This is a genomic window from Pedococcus sp. P2_D9 (assembly GCF_056404275.1).
In genome coordinates this window covers 1-15,579 of the sequence record NZ_JBFUEI010000016.1, presented here as the reverse complement: position 1 = coordinate 15,579, position 15,579 = coordinate 1, and the positions used below count along the sequence as shown (strand labels likewise).

Genomic DNA, 15,579 nt, shown 5'->3' with positions numbered 1-15,579 from the left:
CAAGTGATGACCCACAGCCGAGTGACCGCCTACCAACCGGGATGCGTGACCTTCGACTTCACCGACCAAGTCGTCGTGGTCACCGGCGCCTCGGGTGGCGTCGGTGCCGCGGTCGCGGAGCAGTTCGCGGCTAGCGGGGCAGACGTGCTGCTGCACGGGCGCAACACCGAGCGTCTCGCTGCCGGGGTGGCCCGGGTTGAAGCCCACGGCCGCAAGGCCGTCACAGTCTCCGGGAACATCCGATCTCCTGAGACGGCTGCGAACATCGTCGACGTCGCAACCGATACGTTCGGCCGCATAGACATGTTGATCAACAACGCAGGTGGAAACTTCGCGAGCAGGATCGAAGACCTCTCCGCCAATGCATGGAACGCCACGCTGGAGGCGAATCTCACGGGCGCCTTCCACCTGTCAACGGCGTGCTTGCCCGTGTTCCGTCAACAGGGCGGGGGGGTGGTAGTCAATATCGGGTCCGCTTCCGCCAGCTACGCGCACCCGCTCCGGGGTGCGTATGCGGTCGCCAAAGCTGGGCTTGCCTCACTGACTCGCACCCTTGCCTGGGAGTGGGCTGCCGACAACATCCGCGTCAACTGCCTGGAGCCTGGCCCGGTGAAGACGCCGGCTTCACGGTTCACGGACGCCGAGACCGAGCGAGCTGTGGCCCAGTTCGTTGCCCTCAACCGACTGGGTGAGCCAGACGACATAGCGTCGGTCGTGCAGTTTCTCTGCTCCGCTGGCGCGGCCTACATGACGGGTGAGACTGTGATCGTCTCGGGCGGTCCGCTCACCGCGACTCCGGCCGACTCCGCTCTCATCCGCACTGCCACTGCTTCTACCGCGCACACGCCACCCGGCCGCATCCGGCCCGACACGTCAGGGACCTCGTGAACACCTTCACCACGAACCACGCCCCCGAATCGAGTGACCGCCACGCCCCCCAATTGAGTGGCCGTGGTCCGACGACGGCCGCCATGGAGCGGGAGATTCTTGCGGAGCGCGCCCACGTTCGGCGCCGCGAAACATGGCTCACCTGGGTACTGAGAGTCGTTGTCACCGCTGTCTTGATCGCCTGCTGGTATTTCGCCAGTGCCGAAAAGATCATCGATCCCCTCCTGATCTCCACGCCGCTCGAGGTGGGCCGCGCCTTCGTGTCCCAGCTTGGCGACGGATCGTTCTGGATCGACGTCCGGAGCACGTTCAGCGGCGCGATGGCTGGGCTCTTGTTTGGTGCCCTTTCCGGCATCCTCAGCGGCGTCGTGTTGTCCCGGTGGACAGTCCTCGACAGGGCGGCCAAGCCATTCCTGACCCTTGCCAACAGCATGCCGCGCCCGGCGCTGGCGCCGATCTTCATCCTCTGGTTCGGCCTGGGATTCGGTCCCAAGGCCCTCGTCGCCGCGAGCGTCGTCTACTTCGTCCTGCTGACCAGTACGGCCGCCTCGCTGCGTGGCGTCGACCACGACGTCAAACTGCTAACCCGCTCGCTGTCGATGAGCGCCCGCCAGCGATTCTTCAAGATCGAGCTGCCCACCGCCCTGCCCGGCATCATCGGCGGCCTCCGCCTTGGTGCCGTCTACTCCGTCCTGGGCGCCGTTCTCTCGGAGATGGTCGGGGCCTACACCGGTCTGGGGCAGCGGTTGGTAGTCATGACCAACAACTTTCAAGTCGCCTCATCCTTCGGCGTCCTCCTGGCCATGGGCGCGATGTCGATGATCCTCGACTATGCGATCTCGGGACTCGAGCGCGTGGTCCGCAACCGCACTCGATGAGAGACGAATAACGGCAGACTGAGTCGTCACGGAAGTCGCTTCACAACCGGGCCGGGGCTAACGGCCATGTCAGAGGCCTGGTCTCATCACGAGTGCGCATCAACACTCATCCCTTTCACGCCAACCTGAGGATCGTGCATACGTGAGTAAAGGCATCCTGCTGATCACCGGCGGCGCGTCGGGGATCGGCGCGACCATTGTTGAGCAGCTCGCGAGTGACTGGCGGGTGATCGTCATCGACCTCGCCGTCCCCACGGCGCCGGTCTCCGGGGCAACGTACCTCGCTGCAGATCTCGTTGACGCAGAGGCGTCCAAGCAGGCCGCCGAAACGGTGGCATCGCTCGCTCCGCAAGGTCTGGGCGGCCTGGTTCACTGCGCTGCGATTGGCGGCTTCGGTGACTTCTTGGAAATGCCCCGCCGCGAGTGGGAGCGCATCTTGGTCACCAACCTGCACGGCACCCTGGCGACTGTACAGACCTTCGGCCCCCTGCTTGCCGAACATTCCAGGGTCGTGCTGTTCTCCTCCGGGACCGCGTTTCTGGGTCCCGCGGGGGCGGCAGCATATGCGGCATCCAAGGCTGGCATCATCGGGTTTGCGCGCAGCATGTCTGCCGAGTTCGGGAGCCGGTCAATCACCGTGAACGTCGTGGCGCCCGGGATGGTCCGGACCCCCCTGTCGGAGCCGATTGCTGATGGCGAGGAGGCAAGGGTCGGGAGCAGATCGATCAAACGCGCCGCCAGCACCCAGGACTTTGTCGAGCCCGTGCGGTTCTTTCTCTCTGCGGGCGCCGCCTTTGTCACCGGGCAGACCCTTGTCGTCGATGGTGGCCTCATTCGCCACTGACGTTCCGCTCCGTCATCCACCAGGCCGCATGATCACCTGCACCGGCCCCCTGCCCGCGGCCGGTGCCACGTGCAGGGTCCGCACCTTGGTGACGAGACACACCCCCGGCAGTACCGGGCGCGCTCGCCATGGAAGGATGAAGGGCTAGGTGTTCGGGCCCCCGAGGGTGCGGGCGCATCGCGCAATCAGGTTGTGGCCGGCATGAGAGGTGTCTCGTGAGATTCGAGCAGTTGACCTATTTAGAGGCGGCCATCCGCACTGGTTCGTTCCGTCAAGCCGCCAAGGAACTGGGCGTCTCGCAACCCACGATCACCAATCAGGTGCAGCGACTCGAGGAGGATCTCGGCGTCATCTTGGTGACACGCGGAGCGCAGGGCGTCAGGCCGACGTTCGCAGCCGAACGGATTCTTCCGCACGTCCTGAATGCGATCCGCGCCGAGCGCATGCTTCGTCAGGAGACCGACGCCTTCGATGGCCTCAAGATCGGCAGCGTGCGATTAGCCACCGTCGCCGTCGGCGCGATGGTGGTGCTCCCCAACATCGTCAAGCGACTGCACAAGGAGCACCCGAATATTCGCTTCGAGATCACCGAAGGTTCCACTGACATGGTGCGAAACGGGGTGATTTCTGGACATTTTGACATGGGCATTCTGACGCGCCTTGAGCTACCCGAGGATGAAGCCGACAGCGATCGTCTCTACAACATGGATCTCATGACAGGTCGGCTGGTGCTGTGTGTTCCTGCCACTCATCCGCTAGCAGAAATTGAGACGTTTGACATCGCTCAATTGAACGGAGCACCCCTGGTGTTCTATGGCAAGGGAAGCGTGTTGCGTCGAGCCTTCGAGCACTTGATCGAGGGAATCGAGGCGAACGTCGTCTACACGACTCGGGGCGGGGGGGCCGAGACGGCCATGAGCATGGTGCGGGCGGGCGTCGGGATCGCGATCGGAAACACGCTGGCACCTTCGACGGCCAGCGGCGATGGGATCGTGCTTGTCCCCATCCAAGAGCCCTGGGCCCGGACGACACTCTCCGCCGTGGTCCGCGCGGGCGAGATCCGCAGTCCCGTGGTGCAAACCCTTCTCCGCCTCCTGTCCGAGGACGCCAGCGGTCACCCAGACCAGCGCCGCTGACGCTGTAGCAAACTGAGCTCTGGGCAGTCCCAGGGTGGCAATCGGCTCGACGCCACGCCGGAACGCGGTCATCGCACCTGACGTCCGTGCGCCCTCGCTGGCGACCAGGGTCAGAGGATAGATGTCGACCTCGCCCGGGCCTGGTGCCGCTGACGGCCGGCCAAATGGACTCCGACAAAGAAGGTCCATGGTCGGTGAGGGGATTGACTGGTTAGGAAGGAGGCCTGCAGGGCTCGATGCTACTCGTGAAGCTTTCGCCGAGCGGAGGGTGTCGGTAAGAAGCCACAGAACTCGCTGGAAGAATCGAATGGGTTTTACGCCGCATGGGCAATGAATCCCTCAAAGCCGAATCTCTCAAAGCCCTCGACACCGCGGGGTCGACGGGCTACTTTGCTTGAGCAAAGGAGGGCACGATGTCCTCATAGTTGACTGCGGACTTCAGAAGGCCAGCCTGGAGAAGCAGCGTATTGAGGGAATCAACGTTTTCACGCTTGACCGCAAACATAGGACTCATTCTCGGAACCACGGTCTTCGCGAAGAAGTCAATTGCCTTCTCGGAGGCAGCCTGGTACTTGCCGGCGAACTGAGTCTCATTCAAGAGCTTGGCCGCAGCCGCTTGGTTTTCCACGATCCAGTCCTTGCCGGCCCACTGGGCTGCCAGAAATGCCTTCATTGCCGCTTCGTTTTCCTTGGCATATTCTTCATTGGCCAAGATGGCGCCCACGGGCTGGTCACGAAGGATCGCCGGTGTTCCCTCGTCCGCAAACGTCGCGAGCACGGTACCGCCCGTTTCTTCGGCAATGATCTGAGCCGAGGCCGCAGTCTGACCCATGTAGCCGTCCAGGCGGTTCGCCTTCATCTGAGGAATCGCCGCGATGTAGGGGCCGACGGCCACCGCCGTAACATCTCCGGGAGCCATGCCGGCTGCCTTCAGAGCAGTCTTGAGCTGCACATGTGCGCCAGCGCCGATCGCAGTCACCCCGATGCGCTTACCCTTGAGCGATCGGACCCGGTCCTCGAAGGTGGCATTTGCGTCGACGCCGGACTTGACCACGATCGCGTACGTCGTCGCCGGCATACGCATCCCGATGATTACGGGGCGGGAGCCGGGCTGGGCATTCGCAAAGTTGATCAGTGAGATGGACGCATCGCTCATGATCCCGTTGATGGCACCGGCAACGAGCAACTGCAGGGCTTGGACACCGCTCTGTGGGTAGACGAACTTGGGAACATCCAAGTTAAATTCACTATAGTCTTTGTGTGCTTGATTGACCTGGTCAATCAAGTAGTTGTCGCCTGGACCAGTGGCAACGACGAAGCGCGTCTTGGTGGGCAAGCGGCCATTGGTATCGGCCTTTACCCCCGTCTGCGGCGCGCTGGATCCGCATCCGGCAATGAGTGATGACCCGCCAACTGCTGCCGCTACCCCACCGGCCAGTGCCAGAAAATTGCGGCGCGACGGTGCGGCCTTCCAGAAATTTGCAGGTGAGCCCAACTCGTTCTTGGTCATCAAGGTCTCCTAGTGATAAAGCCTGGCCATCGCGACGATATTCGTACTCGATTTCGCGTGTAGTGTCTGGTCGGGTTGCGGGCGTTGGCCCACCCGTCGTCGAGTTCCGGCGTCGAATTCCAAAGGTTCACTCAGGATAAACTCTGGCCGAAGTCGCCTTACACACAGTGGCTCGCCCTCAGTTGGGGTGTCAAGGATTAGCCGCCGCGTCAGCCGCTATCGCGGCGATAATGAAGCGCCGCGTGCACGCACCGTTCCAGACGATGTCGACGCTGTGACCGCCCCCTGCGACACCACTGCCACCGGCCGGAGGCGCGGCGAAGCAGCTTCAGGAGATGCGGATCGAACCGCCTCTATCCCCCTGATAGGACGAAAGGGATTGTCACTGCGCAGATGCTGGCCCGACTCTGATCAGGTCAGCGTCGAGCGGAGGAGTCCAATGACCCAGACATCCGGTTGCATTCCAGTCACGAAACCTCCCGTCGAATCCAGGAGTACTTATGAATAGCATCATGCAGCGAGCCCGGCAGCAGGTCCTGGGTGACGGGCAGGGCCTTGACGAGGCGCAGCTGGTTGAAGTTCTGAGGCTGCCTGACGAGGACCTCGAGAGTCTTCTCGCCCTCGCGCACGAGGTGCGCGTGAAGTGGTGCGGGGAGTCGGTGGAGGTCGAGGGCATAATCTCCCTGAAGACCGGTGGCTGCCCCGAGGACTGCCATTTCTGTTCGCAGTCCGGCCAGTTTACCTCGCCGGTCCGGTCGGTGTGGTTGAACATCCCCGAGCTGGTGGCTGCCGCCAAGGAGACGCGCGCGACCGGCGCGAGCGAGTTCTGCATCGTTGCGGCGGTTCGTGGCCCCGATGAGCGACTCATGACGCAGGTGCGCAAGGGCATCGAGGCGATCAACGCCGAGGTCGACATCAACATCGCCTGCTCGCTCGGGATGCTCACCCAGGAACAGGTCGACCAGTTGCGGGACATGGGCGTCCACCGTTACAACCACAACCTCGAGGCGGCCCGCTCCTACTTTGGCGACGTGGTGACGACGCACTCGTACGAGGAGCGGTGGGCGACGTGCGAGATGGTCAAGGACTCCGGCATGGAGCTGTGTTGCGGGGGACTGGTCGGCATGGGCGAGACCTTGGAGCAGCGGGCCGAGCTGGCGGCACAGCTCGCCGTGCTGGACCCGCACGAGGTGCCGCTCAACTTCCTCAACCCGCGTCCGGGCACTCCCTTCGGTGACCTGCCGCTGATGGATGGTCGTGACGCCTTGCGGGCCATCGCGGCGTTCCGGCTCGCGATGCCGCGGACCGTGCTTCGGTATGCCGGTGGGCGTGAGCTCACGCTCGGGGACCTGGGCACCCGTGAGGGCCTGCTCGGCGGTATCAACGCGATCATCGTCGGCAACTACCTGACGACGCTGGGACGGCGTCCCGACGCGGACCTGGAGCTGCTGGACGAGCTGAAGATGCCGATCAGGGAACTCCAGAAGACCCTGTGATGTCGGTCCGGTTCTGCGGCCACTGCGGCGAGGATCTCGGTGCCGACCCGCACGTGGAGTGCGAGCGGTCGCTGCAGCTCGAGCCGCCTCGCTTCTGCGGCCGGTGCCGACGCCGGATGCTGGTCCAGGTGATCCCGACCGGGTGGTCGGCGCGGTGCTCTGCGCACGGTGAACTTGGCGAGCACAAGGCGCTGAGGGGACCGGCTGATGGAACAGCCTGACCGGTCGCAGCTGCTCGACGCCGACGCGCGCCTGCTGTGGCACCCGTACTCCTCGATGACGGACCCGGCGCCGGTACGCCTGGTCGACAGCGCTGAAGGCGTGCACCTCAACTTCGCCGACGGATCGAGCGCCATCGACGCGATGTCCTCGTGGTGGGCCATGATCCACGGCTACCGCAACCTGGTCCTTGACGCTGCGGTCCGCGACCAGCTGGACCGGATGGCCCACGTGATGTTCGGGGGTTTGACGCACGAGCCCGCGATCGCGCTGGCCGACCGGCTGGTGTCGATCACCCCGGGGGCGCTCCAGCACGTGTTCTTCTGCGACTCGGGGTCGGTGTCGATCGAGGTCGCGGTCAAGCTCGCGCTGCAGTGCCAGGCTGCTCGCGGCCACGGCTCGCGTACTCGGCTGCTGACGGTCCGTGGTGGGTACCACGGCGACACGTTCACCCCGATGAGCGTGTGCGACCCGGTCACCGGGATGCACTCGTTGTTCGCCGGTGCCATGCGCGAGCAGGTGTTCGCACCGCGCCCGCCAGCCGGGTTCGACCGGCGGGCCGATGACCCCGAGCTGGTCGCGTGGATGACCGCGACTCAGGAGCTGGCGGAGCTGCATGCGGGTGAGGTCGCTGCGATCGTCGTCGAGCCGATCCTGCAGGGTGCCGGCGGCATGTACCCCTACAGCCCCGTCTGCCTTCGCTTTCTGCGCGAGCTTGCCGACCGGCACGGGTTCCTGCTTGTCCTGGACGAGATCGCCACGGGGTTCGGGCGCACCGGCACCCTGTTCGCCACGGAGCACGCCGAAGTGGTTCCCGACATCATGTGCCTCGGCAAGGCGCTGACGGGTGGCTACCTGTCCCTCGCCGCCGTCCTGTGCACCCCCGAGGTGGCGTATGCCGTGTCGTCCGGACCCGGCCGCGCCCTCATGCACGGGCCCACGTTCATGGCCAACCCACTCGCGTGCGCGGTGGCCCTGGCGAGCGTGGACCTGCTTTTGGCGCAGGACTGGGCAGCGACTGTCGCCGGCATCTCGGCGGGACTCGACATCGGGCTCGCCCCAGCGCAGGACCTTCCGGGGGTCAAGGATGTCCGGGTGCTCGGAGCCGTCGGGGTCGTGCAGCTCGAGGCCCCCGCCGACGTACCCGCCATCACGGAGGCCGCGCTGCGCCGCGGTGTCTGGCTGCGCCCGTTCCTCGACCTCGTCTACACGATGCCGCCGTACGTCTGCACCGAGGCTGACATCGCCGCGATCGGTGCGGCGATGGTCGGGGCGATCGACGAGGTGGTGACGTGACCAAGGGCCTGGAGGAGTGGTTGTCCGGCAAGGCTGCGGCGCTGGAGTCCCTCGGACTGACCCGCCGCCTGCGCCCCCGCCCGCCCGCGGGTGGGTCGGCAGGGGAGCCGCTCATCGACCTGGCGGGCAACGACTACCTGGGTTTGGCTCAGCACCCGGCGGTCATCGATGCAGCGGTGGACGCCGTCCGCACGTGGGGGACCGGCGCGACCGGCTCGCGCCTGGTCACCGGCACCACCGAGCTCCACACCCGGCTCGAGACCGCGCTGGCGCGCCACTGCCGTCAGGAGGCCGCGCTGGTCTTCTCATCCGGCTACCTCGCCAACCTCGGGGTGGTGACAGCGCTCACGGACCCCGGAACGCTGGTGGTCTCCGACGCCCACATCCACGCGTCCCTGGTCGACGCCGCCCGCCTCTCCCGGTCGCGGGTCGTGGTGGCGCCACACAACGACGTCGACGCGGTGGAACGACTGCTGGCGGAGCGCGCCGAGCCGCGCGCCATCGTCCTGACCGAATCCGTGTTCAGTGTGCTCGGAGACGCAGCGCCGCTGACCCGACTGGCAGCGGTGTGCCGGGCCCACGACGCCGTGCTGCTGGTCGACGAGGCCCACGGGCTCGGGGTGACCGGTGGGGGGCGGGGCTCGGTGACGGGACTGGGCCTGGCCGGTCACGAGCACGTCGTCGTGACCGTTACGCTCTCCAAGGCCCTCGGCAGCCAGGGCGGGGCGGTCCTCGGCTCCGCCCGGCTCAAGGAGCATCTCGTCAACCGCGCTCGCCCGTTCATCTTCGACACCGGCCTGGCCCCGGCCTCGACCGGCGCCGCGCTGGCCGCCCTGGACGTCATCGAGGCGGAGCCATGGCGAGTGGCTGCCGTCGAAGCCTTCGCGGGCCGGCTCTCCGAGGTGTGCGGCGTGCCGCCGGTGGCCGGGGCCGTGCTCTCCGTGCCGATGCCCGGTCCGCGCCAGGCGGTTGCCGCTGCGGCCACCTGCGCGGAGCAGGGAGTCCTGGTCGGCAGCTTCCGTCCCCCGTCCGTCCCGGACGGCATCAGCCGGCTGCGCCTGACCGCCAGCGCCGGACTTGACGAAGAGCAGGTCGAGCTGGCGTGCGCGGTGGTCGCCCAGGCGGCCCGGTCATGAACCTGCCAGCCGTCCTGCCAAGGGTTCTGCTCGTCACGGGGACGGACACCGGCGTCGGCAAGACCGTCGTGACCGCAGCCCTCGCTGCCTGCCTGGGTCGTCACGGCTCGGTCGCCGTCCTCAAGCCGGTCCAGACCGGGATCACGCCAGGCGAGGACGGTGACGCCGCCGAGGTCACCAGGCTCGCGGGCATCCCGTCGGTGCACGAAGGAGCCAGGCTCGAGGACCCACTGGCACCCACGACGGCAGGCCGGCGAGCCGGCATACCGCTCCCGAGCGTGGCCGACCACGCGGCGACAGTCCACGACCTCGCCCGCTCGCACGACACCGTCCTCGTGGAGGGCGCGGGCGGCCTGCTGGTGGGACTCGACGACCACGGCGACGGCCTCGCGGAGCTGGCCGCCAGCCTGGACCTCGAGTACGCGTTCGTGGTCGTGGTGCGCCCCGGGCTGGGCACCCTCAACCACAGCAGGCTGACGGTGGAAGCGCTGGCGAGCCGGCGGCTGCGCTGCCTCGGTCTGGTGATCGGGGCCTGGCCCGCCGATCCCGGTCTCGCCGAGCGCTGCAACCTGGAAGATCTGCCGACCGTGACCGGCGTGCCGGTGTTCGGGCGGGTCCCGGACCTGGCTGGCGCCATGACCCCTGACGACTTCCGCGCTGTGGCGCGGTCTTGCTTCGACTCGCCCATCGGACGGCGCGCATGAGCTGCCCCGCTCGCTACGATCCGTCGCTGGGGTCGTGGGTCGTCGAGGACCCGGCCGAGGTCCGGGCGGTGCTCCTCGACCCGGTGGCGTTCCCGCCGGACAACGCCCTGTCGGCGCACACGCCCATCAGCCCGGTGGCGATGCGGACCCTGACATCAGTGGGCTTCAGTCTGCCTCCTGCGCTGGCCAACAACGCCGGGCCGAGTCACCGGCCGATCCGTCGCCTCGTCGCCGGATTCTTCAGCCCGGCCCGTGTCACCGGCGCCGAGCCGAGGATCCAGGCCCTCGCCGCGGCACGGCTCGCCGTCGTCGCGGAGCGGCTGGACCGTGACGGGTCCGCCGACCTGGTCTCGCTGCTGGCCGACGTGGTCCCCGCCACGGTGCTACTGGAGATGTTGGGCCTGCACGACCGCGGGCTGGAGCTCAGCGCTCTCAAGCGCTGGAGCCGTGACTCCCTCGAGCTGTTCTGGGGGTGGCCATCTCCGGACCGGCAGCAGGAGCTGGCCGCCAGCGCCGCCGAGTTCTACTCATGGCTGCGTAAACAGGATGCTCGAGCGAGACGCGTTGGGGGCCACGACTTGTTCGGGCGCCTGACCGCGTCGGGTCTTTCGACGCGAGAAGTCTGTGCCGCCGCCTACTTCCTGCTGATCGCTGGGCATGAGACCACATCCCAGCTCATCGCGACAGCCTTGCTAAGGCTGATCGGCGATCCGGTTCGTTGGCGACTCATTGGGGCAGACCGCACCCTGGCTGGGGCAGCAGTGGACGAGATCCTCCGGCGCGAGTCCTCCGTGACGACATGGCGGCGTGGGGCGTCGGGGAAGTCCTCAGTCGGGGAGGTAAGCCTCCCAGCGGGGGCGCCAGTCCTGCTGCGTCTCACCGGGACGGACGGGACCTGCGACTTGGCTTTCGGCGTGGGGAGCCACCGCTGCCTCGGGGCGGGCTTGGCCCATCTCGAAACCCGGGTCGTGATCGGGGCGGCTGCTGCGAGACTGACTGATCTCCAACTGGCAGAACGAGAGCCCCCGTTGCTGAACCTACTGTCCTTTCGCGCGCCCCAACGCGTGGTGGTCAGTCAGTAGGAGGCCCTGCGCCGTTCCGCCCAGAGCGGTGACCACAGCATCGACCACTCGTGTGCGGTTTCGTCGCGTCAGGACGTACATTTCTCGGCCAGTGTCGGGCTGGGCCAGGCGACTGACAAGGGCGCCGGGCATGCCCTGTCTGAGAGGGAGGTCCGGAAGAAGCGTGGCCGCCCCGGTCCTTCGCATGAGCTCTACCAAGGTGGCGAAGTCGTCCGAGGTGTAACGGATGTCGGGTTCGAACCCGCCGTGTTGACGGCATAGTCGTAGGTGCATTTCGTAACGTCCAATTCCTGAGTGACAGACCGCCCAAGCCATGCCCGAGAGCTGGTCAAGCCGGGCCGGTCGCCGGCCGGCTTCAGCGTGGTCGGCCGGCAACACGAGGTTCATGTGTTCCAGGATTAGGCGCTGGCGGGAAAGGTCTGCGTGAAGTGGGTGCGGGGTGCCCGAGTACTGGTCGCCAATCACGAGATCGAAGCCGCTAAGCGCCAAATGCGCCCACCGATTGCTCTATCTCCACCTCGGTGGCTTCGATCCGAATATCGGGATGCGTCAACCGGAGTGCCTGAACGGTGGGGGCAAACTAGATGCAAGAGCGCCGACTGGGATGCGGCCGCACGCACTGTGCCAGCCAGACGCCCGTCCGCCACACTGGCGACGTCGGCCTCAACAGCCTCCAACAGACGCGCGGCGTGCTCAATCAGCACCGTTCCGGCAGGCGTCAGTTGGACCTTGCGTCCGACCCTCTCCAGCACGGGCGTCCCCCGCCCGTGGGCACGGCGCACCAAGGGGATCACCACCGCCGAGCTCGCAGCGATGCCGCTCCTGATTCGCGAACCCGGGTCGGGCACCCGCACCACGCTGGAGCGGGCCCCGTCCATGGCCGGCCTCGTGAGCGGCCAGGCGCCGTCCGCGCTCGAGCTCAGCAGCAACGAGGCGGTGCGGGTCAGCGTCGCATTGGGCGTCGGGCCTGCCGTGCTGTCCGAGCTCGCCGTCCGGACCGAGCTCGCCGTCCGGACCGGGTTGGCCGCTGGATAGTTCGTCCAGGTGCCGGTGCGGACCTGGCGCTGCGGCGCCGGCTGCGAGCCGAGTGGTTGGGTCCCGACCGCTTGGAGGGCCTGGCGGCGGACCTCCTGCGTCATGCCAGGGCGCTGGCCGCGGCACTGCGCTGAGCCTGTGAACGCTCGGCTACCAACCGCAGGGCCCGCAACGCCCTGGCACATCACGGGCCCAAACCTCCTCCGAAGGCTTACTTGTGATCGCCTCCACGTGCGCGTCCTGGCAACGGCGCGGCATGGGCCCTCACACCACGTCAGCCCTGGGGTGTGACTTGCCCCCAGCCCACCATCCGCAGTGCGATCGCTGAGTAGTTCTCGCCAACATCTTCCGGCGACCACGCCCCGTCGGGTCGGTACCAACGAGCGACATCGATGCCAAGAGAGAGCAGGGCCAGCGCGGTGAGGTTCGCGTTGTCGACATGGAAGTCGCCGGACGCGACACCCTCGGCTATGAGGTCTCGGACCAGGCGCTGAGTCTCTCGGCGGATGCCGGTGATCGCCTCTCGGTGATCGTTGGTGAGGGCCGCCATCTCGTACTGGACGACCCGTGCCTGCGTGCGGAAGCGCGCATGCCAAGCAACGAATTCCCGGACGACCGCGGCGATGCCGTCGACAGACGAATGGGCCGCGTCAATCGTGGTGGACACTAGCTCCAGCACCTCGGTGTGTCCCGAGAGTGAGATCTCAAACAAGAGCTCTTCTTTGGTTCCGTAGTAGGCATAGACAGCTGCAGGGCTCATTCCAGCGGCACTGGCCAGGTCGCGGGTGCTAGTGCCGTGGAACCCCGCGGTTGCGAAAGATCTAAGTGCCGCCTCTAGGAGCCGCTCGCGCGTCTGTCGCCCCTTGACATTTGCACGGACACTCCCTGTGGGCGGCGTGGCTCGTGTCATATGGGGATTCCTTCGACGCTTTAGACGCGATCTGGAGTGGATGTTATCTGCTGCCGGCGGCTGGTGAAGGCTACGTGCTCAACCCAACCCACGCCAGCAACCTCAACGGCAGTGGGTCGCCGACGGTGGTCACCCTGCGCCCGAGGTCACAGCGCCTCGATGATGTCCTCGACGCGTTCCTTGGCGTCGCCGAACAGCATCTGGCTGTTGTCCTTGAAGAAGAGCGGGTTCTGCACGCCGGCGTAGCCGGTGGCCATGGACCGCTTGAAGACGACGACGTTGCGTGCCTTCCAGACCTCGAGCACCGGCATCCCGGCGATCGGGCTGGTGGGGTCATCGGCGGCTGACGGGTTCACCGTGTCGTTGGCGCCGATGACGAGGACGACGTCGGTGTCGGCGAGGTCGCCGTTGATCTCGTCCATCTCGAGCACGATGTCGTAGGGGACCTTGGCCTCGGCGAGCAGCACGTTCATGTGTCCGGGCAGGCGGCCGGCGACGGGGTGGATCCCGAACCTGACGTTGACACCCTTCTTGCGCAGCTGGCTGGTCAGCTCCGCCACTGGGTACTGGGCCTGCGCGACGGCCATGCCGTAACCGGGTGTGATGACGACGGTCGAGGCGTCACGCAACAGCTCGGCGACGTCGGCCGCGATGGTCTCGCGGTGCTCGCCGTAGTCCTTGTCGTCGCCGACCGACACCTCCTGACCGAATCCGCCTGCAATCACTGAGAAGAAGGACCGGTTCATGGCCTTGCACATGATGTAGGACAGGATCGCACCGGAGGAGCCGACGAGGGCGCCGGTCACGATGAGCAGGTCGTTGCCGAGCATGAAGCCGGCCGCCGCTGCCGCCCATCCGCTGTAGCTGTTGAGCATCGACACGACGACTGGCATGTCGCCACCGCCGATGGAGGCGACGAGGTGCCAGCCGAACGCCAGCGACACGACCGTCATGAGGAGCAGCGGCAGCACCGAGTGGGACTGGACGAACCAGAAGAGCAGGGCGGCCGAGACGACGAGGGCCGCGAGGTTGAGCCAGTGCCGCGCGGGCAACATCAGCGGCGAGGACTTGATCCGGGCGCTCAGCTTGAGGAACGCCACGATCGACCCGGTGAACGTCACGGCACCGATGAAGACGCCGAGAAACACCTCGACGAGGTGCAGCTTGTCGTCGGTCCCGGCATCCCGGGACTCCAGGAAGGAGCTGTAGCCCACCAGCACCGCGGCCAGGCCGACGAAGCTGTGCAGCATCGCGACGAGCTCGGGCATCTGGGTCATCTCGACGACCCGGGCGCGCCACAGCCCGATCGCCGCGCCGACCGCCATGGCCGCCGCGATGAGCGCGAACGTGAGGACCGGGTGCTCCGCCCTGTCGACCGAGAGCCAGATGGTGGCCACGAGCGCCAGGACCATGCCGGCGACGCCGAAAGCGTTGCCCTCCTTGGCCTTCTCGTGCTTCGAGAGGCCCGCGAGCGAGAGGACGAACAGGACCGCGGCGATGATGTATGCCGCTTGGACGAGGTTGGTGGTCACGCGACGACCTCCGGAGGACACGAGTGAGGTACGAGCGAGGCCCGGAAGGACGAGGAGCGGGACCAGTTGGGTGTGATGACGTTGCCGCTCATACCGGTTCAGTCCTTCCTGAACATCTGGAGCATCCGGCCGGTCACGGCGAACCCTCCGAAGATGTTGATGCTGGCGACCAGGGTGGCCGCGAAGGCGAGCACCTGGATCAGCGCGTTGGAGCTGCCGAGCTGGAGCACGCCACCGACGAGGATGATGCCGCTGATCGCGTTGGTCTCGGCCATCAGCGGGGTGTGCAGGGCGTGGGCGACGTTGGAGATCACGTAGAACCCGACGATCACCGCCAGCGCAAACACCGTGAAGTGGCTGAGGAAGACCGCCGGAGAGCTCACGGCGACGAGGCCGAAGAGCACCGCACCGAGCGCCATCGCCACGTACTTGCGGCGCGGGTCGCGCGGCTTGGGTGCTGCCTTCGGGACCGCGGCCACGGGTGCGGCTGCAGCCGGGGCGGCGCTCACCTGGACGGCAGGTGGGGGCCACAGGGTCTGGCCGTCACGGCATACGGTCATGCCGCGCTGGACCACGTCGTCCAGGTCGAGCACGACGCGCCCGTCCTTGCCCGGCGTGAGCAGCTTGAGCAGGTTGACGAGGTTGGTGCCGAACAGCTGGCTGGCCTGGGTGGGCAGCCGGCCGGGCAGGTCGGTGTAGCCGATCAGCTTGACGCCGTTGGCGCTGGTGACGATCTGGTCGGCCACGGAGCCAGCGACGTTGCCGCCGTTGGACGCCGCCATGTCGACGACGACCGAGCCGGGCTTCATCGTCGCGACCATCTCCTCGGTGATGAGCCGTGGTGCCGGCTTGCCGGGGATGAGGGCGGTGGTGATGACGATGTCGACGTCCTTGGCCTGCTCGGCTGCTCGGC

16 protein-coding genes are annotated in these 15,579 nt (G+C 66.7%); 11 read left to right on the top strand and 5 right to left on the bottom strand.

All coding sequences use genetic code 11. The annotated features are described in order from the left end of the window. Positions 1 to 45 precede the first annotated feature (45 nt). The 4 genes from AC1DXJ_RS19135 to AC1DXJ_RS19120 all read left to right on the top strand — a co-directional run bounded on the left by AC1DXJ_RS19135 (position 46) and on the right by AC1DXJ_RS19120 (position 3,746). Entirely contained in the window at positions 46 to 888 is an 843-nt protein-coding gene (locus AC1DXJ_RS19135; protein WP_477637705.1) for an SDR family NAD(P)-dependent oxidoreductase, read from the top strand. Then, on the top strand, positions 885 to 1,766 hold the full coding sequence (locus AC1DXJ_RS19130) for an ABC transporter permease (RefSeq protein WP_477637704.1): 882 nt from the start codon (positions 885 to 887) through the stop codon (positions 1,764 to 1,766). Before AC1DXJ_RS19135 ends, AC1DXJ_RS19130 begins: the two co-directional genes overlap by 4 nt. A 142-nt stretch (positions 1,767 to 1,908) precedes the next feature. After that, complete coding sequence (locus AC1DXJ_RS19125; RefSeq protein ID WP_477637703.1) at positions 1,909 to 2,610, top strand: SDR family NAD(P)-dependent oxidoreductase; 702 nt, start codon at positions 1,909 to 1,911, stop codon at positions 2,608 to 2,610. 215 nt (positions 2,611 to 2,825) lie between these two features. Beyond that, positions 2,826 to 3,746: a LysR family transcriptional regulator gene (locus tag AC1DXJ_RS19120; RefSeq protein WP_477637702.1), complete on the top strand. Its 921-nt coding sequence runs from the start codon at positions 2,826 to 2,828 to the stop codon at positions 3,744 to 3,746. A 385-nt stretch (positions 3,747 to 4,131) separates the two neighbouring features. Here AC1DXJ_RS19120 and AC1DXJ_RS19115 read toward each other — a convergent pair whose 3' ends face one another. Then, positions 4,132 to 5,256: an ABC transporter substrate-binding protein gene (locus AC1DXJ_RS19115; protein WP_477637701.1), complete on the bottom strand. Its 1,125-nt coding sequence runs from the start codon at positions 5,254 to 5,256 to the stop codon at positions 4,132 to 4,134. A 500-nt stretch (positions 5,257 to 5,756) separates the two neighbouring features. Here AC1DXJ_RS19115 and bioB point away from each other — a divergent pair, with 500 nt between their 5' ends. From bioB to AC1DXJ_RS19085, 6 genes are read left to right on the top strand one after another with little or no spacing between them, the layout of a single operon-like run. Continuing rightward, positions 5,757 to 6,752: a biotin synthase BioB gene (gene bioB, locus AC1DXJ_RS19110; RefSeq protein ID WP_477637700.1), complete on the top strand. Its 996-nt coding sequence runs from the start codon at positions 5,757 to 5,759 to the stop codon at positions 6,750 to 6,752. Then, positions 6,752 to 6,973, top strand: coding sequence for a biotin synthase auxiliary protein BsaP (gene bsaP, locus AC1DXJ_RS19105; protein WP_477637699.1), 222 nt, complete (start codon positions 6,752 to 6,754; stop codon positions 6,971 to 6,973). The genes bioB and bsaP overlap by 1 nt, the downstream gene beginning before the upstream one ends. Beyond that, positions 6,960 to 8,267 (top strand): adenosylmethionine--8-amino-7-oxononanoate transaminase, encoded by a 1,308-nt coding sequence (locus tag AC1DXJ_RS19100; RefSeq protein WP_477637698.1) that lies wholly within the window; start codon positions 6,960 to 6,962, stop codon positions 8,265 to 8,267. Before bsaP ends, AC1DXJ_RS19100 begins: the two co-directional genes overlap by 14 nt. Further along, positions 8,264 to 9,403, top strand: a complete 1,140-nt coding sequence (locus AC1DXJ_RS19095) for an 8-amino-7-oxononanoate synthase (protein ID WP_477637697.1) — start codon at positions 8,264 to 8,266, stop codon at positions 9,401 to 9,403. Before AC1DXJ_RS19100 ends, AC1DXJ_RS19095 begins: the two co-directional genes overlap by 4 nt. After that, the gene (gene bioD / locus AC1DXJ_RS19090) at positions 9,400 to 10,107 is read left to right on the top strand and encodes a dethiobiotin synthase (protein ID WP_477637696.1); all 708 of its coding nucleotides are present in this window, start codon (positions 9,400 to 9,402) and stop codon (positions 10,105 to 10,107) included. Before AC1DXJ_RS19095 ends, bioD begins: the two co-directional genes overlap by 4 nt. Then, a complete protein-coding gene (locus tag AC1DXJ_RS19085; protein ID WP_477637695.1) occupies positions 10,104 to 11,189 on the top strand; it encodes a cytochrome P450 family protein in 1,086 nt (361 codons plus the stop codon). Before bioD ends, AC1DXJ_RS19085 begins: the two co-directional genes overlap by 4 nt. Here AC1DXJ_RS19085 and AC1DXJ_RS19080 read toward each other — a convergent pair. After that, positions 11,145 to 11,678 carry a LysR substrate-binding domain-containing protein gene (locus AC1DXJ_RS19080; RefSeq protein ID WP_477637694.1) on the bottom strand — a complete coding sequence of 178 codons (534 nt, stop codon included), beginning with the start codon at positions 11,676 to 11,678 and terminating at the stop codon, positions 11,145 to 11,147. The two genes, AC1DXJ_RS19085 and AC1DXJ_RS19080, sit on opposite strands and share 45 nt — an antisense overlap. A gap of 240 nt (positions 11,679 to 11,918) precedes the next feature. On the opposite strand from AC1DXJ_RS19080, the gene AC1DXJ_RS19075 reads away from it, so the two are divergent. Continuing rightward, positions 11,919 to 12,224 carry a LysR substrate-binding domain-containing protein gene (locus AC1DXJ_RS19075; protein ID WP_477637693.1) on the top strand — a complete coding sequence of 102 codons (306 nt, stop codon included), beginning with the start codon at positions 11,919 to 11,921 and terminating at the stop codon, positions 12,222 to 12,224. Between the two features lie 274 nt (positions 12,225 to 12,498). On the opposite strand, the gene AC1DXJ_RS19070 is transcribed toward AC1DXJ_RS19075, so the two are convergent. From AC1DXJ_RS19070 to AC1DXJ_RS19060, 3 genes are all read right to left on the bottom strand, one after another. After that, a complete protein-coding gene (locus AC1DXJ_RS19070) occupies positions 12,499 to 13,134 on the bottom strand; it encodes a TetR/AcrR family transcriptional regulator (protein ID WP_477637692.1) in 636 nt (211 codons plus the stop codon). Positions 13,135 to 13,280: 146 nt separating this feature from the next. After that, positions 13,281 to 14,666 (bottom strand): Re/Si-specific NAD(P)(+) transhydrogenase subunit beta, encoded by a 1,386-nt coding sequence (pntB, locus tag AC1DXJ_RS19065; RefSeq protein ID WP_477637691.1) that lies wholly within the window; start codon positions 14,664 to 14,666, stop codon positions 13,281 to 13,283. 98 nt (positions 14,667 to 14,764) lie between these two features. Then, a partial coding sequence (locus AC1DXJ_RS19060) for a Re/Si-specific NAD(P)(+) transhydrogenase subunit alpha (RefSeq protein ID WP_477637690.1) occupies positions 14,765 to 15,579 on the bottom strand: 815 nt, incomplete at its 5' end.

Excerpts from the sequence above, each read along its gene's own strand:
- bsaP (WP_477637699.1), top strand. The coding sequence starts at position 6,752 with ATGTCGGTCCGGTTCTGCGGCCACTGCGGCGAGGATCTCGGTGCCGAC.
- AC1DXJ_RS19070 (WP_477637692.1), bottom strand. The coding sequence starts at position 13,134 with ATGACACGAGCCACGCCGCCCACAGGGAGTGTCCGTGCAAATGTCAAG.
- AC1DXJ_RS19100 (WP_477637698.1), top strand. The coding sequence starts at position 6,960 with ATGGAACAGCCTGACCGGTCGCAGCTGCTCGACGCCGACGCGCGCCTG.
- bioD (WP_477637696.1), top strand. The coding sequence starts at position 9,400 with ATGAACCTGCCAGCCGTCCTGCCAAGGGTTCTGCTCGTCACGGGGACG.
- bioB (WP_477637700.1), top strand. The coding sequence starts at position 5,757 with ATGAATAGCATCATGCAGCGAGCCCGGCAGCAGGTCCTGGGTGACGGG.
- AC1DXJ_RS19115 (WP_477637701.1), bottom strand. The coding sequence starts at position 5,256 with ATGACCAAGAACGAGTTGGGCTCACCTGCAAATTTCTGGAAGGCCGCA.
- AC1DXJ_RS19085 (WP_477637695.1), top strand. The coding sequence starts at position 10,104 with ATGAGCTGCCCCGCTCGCTACGATCCGTCGCTGGGGTCGTGGGTCGTC.